The sequence below is a fragment of the Bilifractor sp. HCP3S3_D3 genome, assembly GCF_052063915.1.
In the GTDB taxonomy this organism is placed as follows: Bacteria; Bacillota; Clostridia; order Lachnospirales; family Lachnospiraceae; genus Bilifractor.
Genome location: NZ_JBQHWP010000008.1, coordinates 60,703 through 73,556 on the forward strand (window position 1 = coordinate 60,703; position 12,854 = coordinate 73,556).

Annotated in this window: 8 protein-coding genes; all 8 read left to right on the top strand. The window is 47.4% G+C overall.

Going from position 1 to position 12,854, the window contains the following annotated elements; all coding sequences use genetic code 11:
- Nucleotides 1–25: 25 nt before the first annotated feature.
- On the top strand, nucleotides 26–352 hold the full coding sequence (locus ACTNDI_RS06430; RefSeq protein WP_441100020.1) for a type II toxin-antitoxin system RelB/DinJ family antitoxin: 327 nt from the start codon (nucleotides 26–28) through the stop codon (nucleotides 350–352).
- A gap of 107 nt (nucleotides 353–459) precedes the next feature.
- Nucleotides 460–1,056 carry a VanZ family protein gene (locus ACTNDI_RS06435; RefSeq protein WP_441100022.1) on the top strand — a complete coding sequence of 199 codons (597 nt, stop codon included), beginning with the start codon at nucleotides 460–462 and terminating at the stop codon, nucleotides 1,054–1,056.
- Nucleotides 1,057–1,099: 43 nt separating this feature from the next.
- Nucleotides 1,100–2,485, top strand: a complete 1,386-nt coding sequence (locus tag ACTNDI_RS06440) for an APC family permease (RefSeq protein WP_441100116.1) — start codon at nucleotides 1,100–1,102, stop codon at nucleotides 2,483–2,485.
- Between the two features lie 108 nt (nucleotides 2,486–2,593).
- Nucleotides 2,594–3,760, top strand: a complete 1,167-nt coding sequence (locus tag ACTNDI_RS06445; protein ID WP_441100024.1) for an acyltransferase family protein — start codon at nucleotides 2,594–2,596, stop codon at nucleotides 3,758–3,760.
- Between the two features lie 21 nt (nucleotides 3,761–3,781).
- Nucleotides 3,782–5,275: an accessory Sec system glycosyltransferase GtfA gene (gene gtfA / locus ACTNDI_RS06450; protein ID WP_441100025.1), complete on the top strand. Its 1,494-nt coding sequence runs from the start codon at nucleotides 3,782–3,784 to the stop codon at nucleotides 5,273–5,275.
- Nucleotides 5,248–6,885, top strand: a complete 1,638-nt coding sequence (gtfB, locus tag ACTNDI_RS06455) for an accessory Sec system glycosylation chaperone GtfB (protein ID WP_441100027.1) — start codon at nucleotides 5,248–5,250, stop codon at nucleotides 6,883–6,885. Before gtfA ends, gtfB begins: the two co-directional genes overlap by 28 nt.
- Nucleotides 6,886–7,261: 376 nt before the next feature.
- Complete coding sequence (locus ACTNDI_RS06460; RefSeq protein ID WP_441100029.1) at nucleotides 7,262–11,557, top strand: hypothetical protein; 4,296 nt, start codon at nucleotides 7,262–7,264, stop codon at nucleotides 11,555–11,557.
- A gap of 93 nt (nucleotides 11,558–11,650) precedes the next feature.
- Complete coding sequence (locus ACTNDI_RS06465) at nucleotides 11,651–12,850, top strand: hypothetical protein (protein ID WP_441100031.1); 1,200 nt, start codon at nucleotides 11,651–11,653, stop codon at nucleotides 12,848–12,850.
- The last annotated feature ends 4 nt before the right edge of the window (nucleotides 12,851–12,854 follow it).

The window sequence follows — 12,854 nt, forward strand, 5'->3', positions numbered from 1 at the left end:
TCGTAGTAGAAAGGTGGTGGCACTTATGGCGAATAAAACAGCAAACGTTAATGCACGTGTTGAAGAAAATGTGAAGACAAAAGCAGAAGACATTCTTTCGGCTATGGGAATTCCTGCATCTGTTGGAATAAATATGTTCTACAGGCAGATTATATATTGCCATGGACTTCCGTTCAGACCGTATGTCCCTGAGAACGGCCCTCGTGCATTAAGCAAGATGACCAAAGAAGAATTTGATTCTCGAATGGCGGCGGGGCTTGCGGATGCAAAGGCTGGAAGAGGAGTCTCTGTGGACGAAGCATTTGATCAGTTGCTCGAAGGGCATAAAGAGAAAGAGACTGTCAATGAATGAATACAAAGTCATCATTACATATTAAATGATTTAAAAGAGAAATATGAACTAGCAGTTTAAAGGATAATCTTTGCTAAGTCTGTTAAGTAGTACATAAATCACACATTATGAAACGAAAAGTCATCACGATTATTATATTCCTTACCCTTGCATTTATCTGGGGCCATTCTATGGTGCCAAGGCCAGCCTCGGCCGATGAGAGTGGTTTTTTTCTGAAGATTCTATATCCGGTTTTATCGGTTATCGTAGGCAGGGACCGGGTGACGAACCACCTGATCAGAAAAATGGCCCACTTTACCGAGTATTTCATACTTGGAACAGAACTCAGGCTGTATCAGAATGTCCGATTCTCTGACACTGCGGCAGCATGTACGACAATTTCTGACACTGCGGCAGCGTGTGCGACAACTTCTGACACTGCGGCAGCATGTACGGCAACTTCTGATGCCGGGGCAGCTTGCGGAACGGCTTCCCCAAAAAGTGAAAGTCTCATGAAGAGGTTTTCTCGGCTGCTGCACGGCAGGACGCTGACTTCTGTAAGATATGCTTTTTACATTGCGTTCATCGATGAGACCATCCAGATTTTCAGTGGGAGAGGTCCACAGATCGCAGATGTCTGGCTGGATGTGTCCGGAGCATTCTGCGGAACAGTGATAATTTCCCTGTTGTCAGTTTGTAAGTCAGTCAATCCGATGGTTGAGTAGGAGTTGGGTAGGAGTTTATTAGGAGGACAGATTCATAGAAACCCTGAACAGGAATTTAAAATTTAAGGATGTTCTTGTCCTCGCCTTCAGCACGATGATTGGTTGGGGATGGGTAGCGCTTACCGGAAATTGGGTTGACCGGGGCGGGACGATTGGTGCGGTGCTTGCGTTTGTCATTGGTGCCGTTCTCTGTATTTTTGTCGGCCTGACCTATTGTGAGCTTACTCCCGCATTGCCATATTCCGGAGGGGAACTCGTTTTTACGTATAAGGCATTGGGCTACCACGGGGCATGGTTCTCCGGGTGGATGATTGCTTTTGCATATATCGGTGTCGCTGCATGGGAGGGACCGGCGCTGGTTACAGCGATTGACTACCTCATTACGATCCCGAGATATGGTTATCTTTGGACCATCGCCGGATTTGATGTGTATGCGACCTGGCTGTTAATCCCTGTATGCGTCGGATCATTATTGTGCGTGATCAATACAAAGGGGATTAAGATCTCCACAATTTTTCAGGCGGTGGTCACAACAATTCTGGCTGTCGGCGGCATTGGCTTCGCGATTATCAGCGGCATGAATGGTTCGATGGAGAATATGAAACCGCTGTTTACGTCAACGAACGGGATGTTTTCTGTGGTTCTGGCTGTTCCGGCTATGTTTGTCGGCTTTGATGTTATTCCTCAGGTGGCGGAGGAAATGAATCTTCCGCTAAAAAAGATACCTGCTGCCATTGTGGCATCGATCCTTTTAGCTGCAGGATGGTATATCATGATTATTCTTGCCAGTTCCTTTGCGGCACCGAATGAGATCCTTGGCAGAGAGGGATTGTCTGTGGTAAACGCTGTGAATTATGCGGCGAATAATCCGATTGCAGGTAAACTGATTGTTGTTACAGCGATTATGGGAATCCTGTCCAGCTGGAATGGCTTTATTATCGGCGCAACCAGAGTACTTTATTCCATGGGCCGGGCTAAGATGCTTCCGGACTTCTTCGGGAAGCTTCACAAGAAATATCATACACCGGGAAATGCGATTGTCTTCATCGGTATCATTACGATCCTCACACCGCTTCTGGGAAAAAATTCACTCGGATGGTTTGTTGACGCAAGCGCATTCGGTACCGTAATCGCCTATTTAATGGTCGCCATTTCCTTTGTGATTCTCAGAAGAACCTGTAAAGACCTGCCCAGACCCTTTAGGGTAAAGCATGGAATGATCGTAGGAATGATCGCTGTCATGATCTCGCTGTTCTTTGTGTCTTTATACCTGCCGGTCGGAAGCAGTTCGCTGTCCGGTGTAGAATGGGTGATCGTAGGAGTCTGGGTTGGCTCAGGTATGTTATTCTATTTATTGAGTCTTCCACACATGAAGGAAAATACCCGGATCAGAGAAAATGCGTTATTTGGTAAATCTCCGGAGAATTAGCGCTCAATCTTCTTCCGCTTATCCCTTCCGTTTATAACGGTTATTTTATAAAGATCATAATGAAAGAAAGGTATTTCAGGGTTATTCGTTTTGCACGATACATTTAAGATGAACAAAGTACGAAAGGGGAATCGTATTCCTTTTATCGATGTCGCGAGAGGAATTGCGATTTTGTTGATGATCATAGGGCATGTGGTAAGCAGAGGACATGTGAGAGATTTTATTTTTTCCTTTCACATGCCGCTGTTTTTCATAACCGGGGGTATGTGTTTCCGGCAGAAGTCTGTGAAATCAGCGCTGCTCACGGATTTAAGAAAAATAATTCTCCCATATGCGCTAGTTCTTTTTGTGTTGGATTTGTGGTCCGGGAGCCTGAATCTTGTATATTATCTGCGTCAGATGTTCTGGGCAGCTTCCTGGCAGAATCTGAATATGTATCCTGCGGATCTTGGAATGGTCTGGGCCTTGTGGTTTTTTCCGGCATTTTTCCTGACCAGATGGATTTTCCGTTTGTTATATCACGTATCCGGAGGCAGACTGTTCCGGCTCGCTGTTTTATCTCTGGCTGTGTGCCTTGTCGGAATCGCATGGGGAATGCAGGGACGGCATTGGCTGCCGCTGAATCTCGATGTTGCAATGGCGTCTGTCGGATTTTATTGTTTTGGCTTTTTCCTGCAGCAAAGCGGATGGACGGATCGTTTAAAACCTTGGACAGACAGGAGACAGACAGATACTACGGTGACAGACCGGAGACAGGCAGATACTACGATGACAGATCGGAGACAGGCAGATGATATAAAAATACGACAGACAGGATCAAAACGACGCGGTTCCTTGTCCAATCCTTGCACATCCGGGCATATTGCGATGCTGGCAGAAGGAGTCATATGGATATCGGGAATTTATTACTGCCCGATTGAACTTGCTTCCCGTTTATATCCCATGGGCATTTTCTCTTTTATTACAGCGATCTGCGGATGCATGGTGGTATTCCGTTTCAGCGCGTGGATAGAAGCTCATACCCGATTTCTGCGGGGGACTCTTTCCTGGTATGGGAGATACAGCAATCAGATTCTTTGTTTTCATGCCCTTGACTGCATCCCAAGGGCATATCTTGACGCTTTTCTGTCCTTCCCGAAGAACCCGGAAGCAGAGCATCTTGTAATATCAATCTGGCGGATTCTGCTCAGCACCGCCGGAACAGGAATCTATCTCTGGATACACAGCCTGGCAGCGAGGATCAAAGCAGCAGTAAGTGGAAGACATCAGACATGAATGTAAGGCAGGAGGAGAGCGATGATCTACAATTTCAACCTGGGCATCGGCAGGGCTTCCAGTGGCGTGGAGTATGCCCAGCTGTATCGGGCGCGCATGCTGCGCGCCATTGATGAGCCTGCCCGTTTTATCTTCACGGATATGTTTCCGCGGGAGAACATCGAACATTATACGAAGAAGATGGGCTTCAAGGATAAGGAAATCCTGTGGCTCTATACTTATTTTACGGATTTTCATACGGCGCCGGTCACTTATACGCTGGAAGATTTTCAGGAAACTCTCGCGGATGTCGATTACCGTGTGCAGCGGACAGGAAAAATCGGCCGTCTCTTTTTTTCGGATCATGATTTCTGCACGCTTTATTTTGTTAACGAGCAGGAGAACCTGCTGCACCGAGTGGAATATGTGTCCGGCGGCCGTCTGATCCGCAAGGATTATTTTACCTACGGACGGATCTATTCGGAATATTATGCTCCGCTTGACAATAAGGCTCATCTGTATCTGCGCCGTTTTTTCAATACAGACGGTTCTGTCGCGTATGAGGAAATCACTGATGACGGCGATGTCATGTATCGTTTTCCCGATCAGATCTTATATTCCAAGGAGGAGCTGGTCGGGTATATGGTCCGGTGTCTGCATCTGAACCACAGGGATGTCGTCATCATTGACCGGACGACTGGCATCGGGCAGGCGATTCTGCAGAACTGTGCACCTGCCAGGGTCGGCATCGTTGTGCATGCGGATCATTACAGCGTCGGAAGTACTGATGACCGGAATATTCTCTGGAACAATTATTATGAGTATTCCTTTGATATGTCGCGGCATATTTCTTTTTTTATTACTTCTACCAATGCACAGCGGGATCTCATGCGCGCCCAGTTCGAGAAGTACACGGGAGAGGTACCTGAGATCCGCACGATTCCGGTGGGCAGTCTGGAACATCTCCGCTATCCGGATACCGCACGGAAGCCTTTTTCTATTGTGACTGCCAGCCGGCTGGCATCGGAGAAGCATGTGGACTGGGTCATTGAGGCCTGTGTGAAGGCGAAGAGGGAGATCCCGGAGCTTACGCTGGACATCTACGGTGAAGGCAGCGAACAGCAGCGGCTCCTGCAGCTGATCCGGGAGAATCAGGCGGATGGCTATATCCGTTTGATGGGGCAGTACGATATGACCGATGTCTATCGAAATTATGAACTCTATCTGTCCGGGTCGACCAGTGAGGGCTTTGGCCTGAGCCTGATGGAAGCCGTCGGCAGCGGTCTGCCCATTATCGGCTTTGATGTCCCGTATGGAAATCCGACTTTTATCGACGACGGCAGAAATGGCTATCTGATTCCCGTGGACGAGGATATGTCCATACCGGAGCATGTGGAGGGCCTTTCCGCGGCTGTGGTGAAATACTTTCAGATGGCCGACCGTGCCTCCTTTCATAAACATTCGTATGCGGTTGCACAATCTTATTTGACAGAAAAGGTGATGCGGAAATGGAAAAAAGTGATCCGGTTAAAATAAATGCTCATACCGATGTAGGAATAAATGATCTGGTAGAAAGAGATGCCGGAACCGATATGAAAAGAATCGTTCCGGTAAAAAATAATACTGGAACGGATACAAGAAAATTTAATCTGGAAAAAAGAAATGCTTGTACCGGTATGTCACCAAATGATCCGGTCGATGGAAATGCCTCTGTCGGTGTAAGAGTGACTGACGGCATCCTGCTGCTTGATTGTTACGATGAGATGGCTGATATGCTGAAACAGTCTTTCCGCTGTGCGGGTTTTGCCGGACCTGTTGTCGTGATTGAGGACAAGGGCTTTCTGCCGCCGGATGTTCTTTCTGTCTTCCGGTGGTTTTGCACGGATCCGGAAAAAGAGAAATCAGGTGAGAAGGCTGACGGTTTGAACGTTTTCAGCACAAATGATCGGGGCGATACAAAGGCGGCAAAGACATATCGTATCCTGCATGCCGGTTGGAAGGAAGGGAGTCCGCGTTATTTCAATCAGATCGAGCTGCCGGATTACTGGGAAATCAGCGGTACAGGCAGTGGCGGCGAGATCCATGATCTTCATCATCTCCGCGGCCGTATTTTTTATGCGCAGCCGGCGCATCGCCGGCTGGTCAGTGAGGTGGACTGGCTGGACGATCAGGGCATTGTCCGCTGCACCGACCATTACGATTGTCACGGACTCCTGTATGCGAGAACGGTCTTTAATCGAAGCGGGAAGCGGTTCTGCCGTTCGTGGTTTAATGATGACGGCCAGGAATGCGTGGTAGAGAACGATGTGACCGGAGACATTATCGTCACGCGCAATCAAAAAACGTATATCTATAAAAACCGGACGGAGCTCGTCATGGAAATGCTCCGTGAGTTAAAGGCGGACGGGCAGCGCATCTTTTATAATTCACTGTCAACGCCGCTCTTTGTCAGCGAGCGTTTTCCATCAGACAGTTTTCTCTTCTGGCAGGAGGGTCCGCGCGAAGATATTCCCGGAAATATGCAGATGATCCTGAGCGGACATTCGCACACCCGCAGGATCTATGTACAGAATCAGGCCAGCCGGCAGAAACTGATCAAGCTTGGTGCTCCGGAGGAATGGGTACGGCCTTTGGGCTTTGTCTATCCCTTTGAAAGGGAAAATCATTGCCGCCCCGATATTTTGATCTGCACCAATTCCGATCAGATCGAAGAGCTTGAGACGATTGTGAAGCGTCTGCCGCAGATGGTGTTCCACATTGCGGCGGTCACGGAAATGTCGGCCCATCTTCTGGCATTCGGACGCTATCCGAATGTAAGGCTGTATCCTGTGGTGAAGGAGAATACAGTGAACGAACTGTTCCGCAGATGTGATTATTATTTCGACATCAATCATGGCGGTGAAATTCTCTCCAGCGTAAGGCGGGCTTTTTTGAATAATCAGCTTATTCTGGGTTTTGAGAAAACGATCCATCGGAGCCGGTACGTCGCGAAGGAGCATATTTTCCACGACGCGGCGGATCTCTGCTCATTTGCCGCTGATCCGGACCGTCTGCCCGCTGAACTGTCGCTGCAGCATCAGGCTGCCATGAGCGAGAGAACAGACACGTACCGGGAATTGTTCGAACGTCAGATGCCCTCCACGTAAGGCGTTGAGCTTCTGACTGCTCCCACGGGCAAGCCTGTGGGTTTTACGCCGCAATTTATAACTGTCTAGTCGCAGTGATACAGGTGGATCACGGCGTCTCAAAATTTTGTGACTCTGATTCCGGCATTCTGTCATTCCAGGTTCATTTTTCCAAATTTCAATATTAAGGGGTCTCAGTATCCCGATGCCGGATTTCCGGCGATCCGGATCGTATGGACGATGGATACAGTTTCTTCACACATTTTTACAGGAGAGGTGCTATAATCAAAAAACAAAATTAAAAGTATCTAATATCGTTCTGGTTATACGATTGCAGAAGTCCAACAACTTCAACAGGCATGACAGCGATAGATGACTTTAGGCAGGTGTATCAACGATGAAAAAGAGAAAGAAAAAAAGCTTAACAAAGATTGTTAATCGAAAGAGAAAACATACTCTTCTAAAAGGAGTCGCAGCGACAGGCGCTCTTCTGGGCGGAACCGCGATTTTCGGCCAGGGGAATAAGGTATATGCTGCTGAGGCTGAAAATCTTTCCGAATCCGGATGGGCGAGCGAAAGTGTACTGGAACAGGCAACTGCTTCGGAATCAAAGGCATTATCCGTCTCGGAATCTGATACCGGATCGGAAACATCCAATGAAGGACTGACAGGTTCAGCAGACAGTAAGGTTTCTGCCGGGGAGGCTGCCGCACAATCTCAGAAAGCCAGTCAGTCGATGTCTGCCGTCAACAGCAATCAGGATCAGGCGGATTCTGAAAGTCTGTCCGAAACAGCCAGCAGACTTGCTTCTGAAGGAGCCTCAAATGATCTATCGAGTCAGTCTGCCTCTGACAGCGATTCACTTTCTGCGTCGGCAAGCCTCCGGGAAAGTGATAGTCTGCAGGATTCGGTTTCCGGCAGCACAATGGCTTCTCAAACACAATCTGCTTCAGCAAGTGAGAGTGTAAGTGAATCTGCTTCAGCCTCAGAAAGCAGACGTATGCTCAACAGCGCTGTGTCAGAATCGGCAAGTCAGTCAACGTCAATTTCACAGGTGGCATCTGCACAGACAAGTGCTTTTGTGTCGGAATCTGCAGCAGGTTCCGAACAGCAGAGTCAGCTGGTTTCGGAAAGCGTTTCTGATTCTGCTGCGAACAGCCAGAGTGGAAGCATTTCCGTCGAGACTTCTGTATCATTATCAGACAGTCAGAGTCTCTCGAACAGTACTTCGGGTTCTGAAAGTCAGATTGTATCTGCATCCTCTTCTGAATCGGCATCTCTCAGTACCAGCACCTCCGCGTCTGCGAGTGAAATAGCCGGTATCCAGAAAGTAACAGAAGTCAAGGTCTTTGAGTATAACGGCACAAGATATATCCAGCCGTTGGCTAATACTATCAAGAATGTAACGGGAACGCTGAATCTTGATACTGGCAACATTCATTGGGAGTTTGAATATCAGGCAAAGAATGCCGTAAATAATTCTCGGCAGTATTTTGGATTTTATTTAAATGTTGTCGGCGGCGCCCGGGCACCTCAAAACATCTCAGTGAAAGATGCGGGTGGAAACACCTATACATTAGAAAATGGTTTTTACAACAATAATGATTCATATAGTCGAGCTGATAAACCAAATAGATATAAAAAAGAGGCACTCGGTTCTAATATTACAACCATTGATTATAAGGGTAGATACTGGGGCGACAGCTATTCCACAACAGAAAAGATCAATGTAAATGGCACTGTTACTGTCTCCTTTGATACGTCCCTTGGTGACTATGAAGAATGGGGAAAGGCCATTGCAAATGTTGTGGTCAGCGTACAGGCAACCTCAAGTAGCAGTGCATATTACCGGAGTGATACGGCACGTGGATTTACGATTCATCCCACAGTAAAGGAGAGCGATAAGGGAGCGGAAACAACTAATAGAGGCGTGGTTACTATCACACCGGAAAAGGACTACACAAATGATGCGAGGAGTGTCAGTGAACTGGCATCTATGTCCCAGTCGACATCAGAGTCTGTTTCAAGCAGACAAAGTGAATCGGCGTCATCACGTTCGAGCGAGTTACTTTCGCAGAAGGATAGCGAATCTGCAAGTCACAGTACGAGTACATCCGCTTCGCAAAGTCAGAGTATCAAACGTAGTTCGGAGAGTACGAGCCAGTCATTATCTCAAAGCATTTCCAATCAGTTCTCCAGGTCTGCTTCAATCCATGAATCGCAGTCGATGAAGCAATCGGAGCAGGAAAGCGCTTCTGTATCTGCAAGTGTAAGTGAGTCCCATAGTATAGCCAGCAACGAGAATGCATCCGCAAGCATGTCTGAGGAAAAATCGCAGTCAGATAGTGCCAGCGGTTCTGCATCCGTAAGCCTGTCATCGGTAAGTTCTCAGTCTGCAGGCGCAGCATCGGAATCTGCATCGCAGAGCAGCAGTTTAGAGAGTGAATCGACGAGCGCAAGTACAAGCAAATCGACAAGTTTATCGAGTTCACAAAGCGTGAGCAACAGTATTGGTTCAGAAAGTATTTCAAACTCCAACGCAGCAAACAGTATAAGCGCAAGTGCGTCCGAACGGGATTCCGAAAGAAAATCTGAAAGTATCAGCCGGTCCGCTTCATTGTCGAACAGTGAAAGTCAGATAATATCAAACTCGCTGAGTATGTCAGACAGTTTGAGTGCTTTGACCAGTGCAAGTACTTCCAATAGTGTAAGTGCTTCTGGTAGTGCAAGTGCTTCCGGTAGTGTAAGTGCTTCGACAAGGGAAAGCACGTCCGCATCTCAATCTGAAAGCATCAGCCGGTCTGCTTCTTTGTCGAACAGTGAGAGTCAGAGAATATCAAACTCGCTGAGTATGTCAGACAGTTTGAGTGCTTTGACCAGTGCAAGTGCTTCCGGTAGTGTAAGTGCTTCTGGTAGTGCAAGTGCTTCCGATAGTGCAAGTGCTTCGACAAAGGAAAGCACGTCCGTATCTCAATCTGAAAGCATCAGCCGATCTGCTTCTTTGTCGAGCAGTGAGAGTCAGAGAATATCAAACTCGTTGAGTATGTCAGACAGTTTGAGTGCTTCGACCAGTGCAAGTGCTTCTGGTAGTGCAAGTGTTTCCGATAGTGTAAGTGCTTCTGGTAGTGCAAGTGCTTCCGATAGTGCAAGTGCTTCGACAAGAGAAAGCACGTCCGCATCTCAATCTGAAAGCATCAGCCGGTCTGCTTCTTTGTCGAGCAGTGAGAGTCAGAGAACTTCAAACTCGCTGAGTATGTCAGACAGTTTGAGTGCTTCGACCAGTGCAAGTGCTTCCGGTAGTGTAAGTGCTTCTGGTAGTGCAAGTGTTGCCGATAGTGCAAGTGCTTCGACAAAGGAAAGCACGTCCGCATCTCAATCTGAAAGCATCAGCCGGTCTGCTTCATTGTCGAACATTGAGAGTCAGAGAATATCAAATTCGTTGAGTAGGTCAGACAGTTTGAGCGCTTTGACCAGTGCAAGTGCTTCCGATAGTGTCAGTGCTTCTGGTAGTGCAAGTGTTTCCGATAGTGTAAGTGCTTCGACAAGGGAAAGCACGTCCGCATCTCAATCTGAAAGCATCAGCCGGTCTGCTTCTTTGTCGAGCAGTGAGAGTCAGAGAATATCAAACTCGTTGAGTATGTCAGACAGTTTGAGTGCTTCTACCAGTGTAAGTGCTTCCGATAGTGCAAGTGCTTCCGGTAGTGCAAGTGCTTTCGGTAGTGTAAGTGCTTCGACAAAGGAAAGCACGTCCGTATCTCAATCTGAAAGCATCAGCCGGTCTGCTTCTTTGTCGAACAGTGAGAGTCAGAGAACTTCAAACTCGCTGAGTATGTCAGACAGTTTGAGCGCTTTGACCAGTGCAAGTACTTCCGATAGTGTAAGTGCTTCTGGTAGTACAAGTACTTCGATCAGTGCAAGTATCTCATCAAGTACAAGTACATCCGAGAGTGATTTCGAATCGGTAAGCACATCGGAGAGTGAGCGCGTATCTGAATCAGAAAGTACCTCTAAGAGTGAAAGCGAATACGAGTCAGAAAGTGCATTTGAGAGTGAGAGTACGTCCTGGAGCGCTTCCACAAGTGAATCGGCAGTCAGAAGCGTTAGTGATAGTACTAGTGTATCAGCCTATGTATCGATTTCTGAGTCGGCTCCGATATCAGCGAGTGCGGCTTTGACAAGTGCAGCAGCGACAACTGCTATAACAGCAGGTACAGCGACGGCGAGTGCCGCAACAGTGAATATGTTTACATCTGAGAGTGTGTCAGTTTCAGGCCGTGACGCTGTGTCTGCTTCTGCAGATGGTTTAACGAATGAGTCAGGTTCTGTTTCTTTCAGTGAATCGTCTTCCACCTCAACAGATGAATCAGCAAGAGCCAGTCAGCGCGCAAGTTCCAGTGACAGTGCGAGTGCTGCGGCAAGTGAAAGCAAGTCTGCTTCAGCATCGACTGCGGCGTCGGAATCCGAAACGGAGAACAGCAACAGTATATCCAACAGTTTAAGTGTCTCTCTGGAGGATTCGCTCAGCGCATTATCCAGCAACACACCAGCAGCTGATGCTGCAGCTTCCGGAACCGATATGAGCGCCGCGTCAACTGCAGCACCTGCCGGAGGCGGCGCGCAAAGTGATGCTGCGTCAACATCGGAGATTGAGACGTTAAATGAAGTAATCCCACTACAGGTTATAAAGCCCTGATAATATGGTATTTGGAGAGGCTATCAACAATTATGGAAAGATTACATATCGTTTAGTCTTCCTGATATATAGACAGAGAGAAAATACAGCTTTATGGAAACTACAAGAACACATGAATTGTGTAAGAGAATCCTTTTTTCGGTTCTGGTATTACTCATATATTTAGCAGGCAGAAGCATTACTCTTTATGGAGTCGTGACCGCTTTTGATGATTCTCCCGGAAATGTCCAGTCCATTGTAACAACGATGCTCAGCGGTGATCGATATCAGCGGACGCTTATGTCGCTGGGCATCATGCCCTTCATCAACGCTTCTCTGCTGGTACAGATAATTAGTTCTTTGAAAAATATAAACAGCCGGACGAAAATTTCCAAGCAGAAGCAGGATCGATGGATGCTGATCACGGCCGTTATCTTCTCGGTTTTCATGTCTGTTATTCAGTCGCTGAATCTGACGTTTCGTGAAGACGCTGGACCTGCATCTATGGTCCGGCTGCTTGTGATCCTGGAAATGATAGCCGGTGCCATGGTCACATATTTCTTGTGCAAGACAAATGAGAAGCATGGAATCGGTGCATCTATGCCCATTATTTTGTTAAATGTGATCACGTCACTGGCTTCCAATCTGACGATGTATCATTTTTTCCGATATCCTGTACTGATTCTGACGACTGCGGGCATCGTCGTCGTCACCATCTTTATGGAGAATTCTATTATTAAAGTGCCTCTTCAGCGCGTATCCATTCACAATATTCACGCCGACCAGAACTATATTGCATACAAGCGCAACCCTGTAGGTATCATGCCCGTGATGTTTGCGTCTTCTTTTCTGGTCATTATTCGATACGTGATTCTGTTTTTGACCTATGTGATACCGTCTGATCATGCGTTTGCCGGTGTATTGCAGAACTTGCTGATGACTGAGCTGCCGGGAACCACGCTGTATTTAATCATTATTTTCTGCCTGTCGGTCGCATTTTCTTTCATCATGCTGAATCCGGCGGAAAGCGCGCGTCAGCTTCAGCAAAACGGCGACAGCATCATTGGTGTCTATGCCGGGGAAAAAACGAAACGGTATCTGGTGAAGATTGTCCTGAAATGGAGTATGATCAGCGGATTGCTCCAGGCAGGGTGTATGTCAGTCTCTTTGATTTTATCTCTGAATCATGACATTCCTGCATCGCTGGCACTGATTCCATCGTCCGGCATGATCCTGGTGAGTATCATCTGCAGTCTGATTCAGGAAATTCAGACCTATTATCGTTATGACGCGTATAGATTTTCATACTTATAGGCAC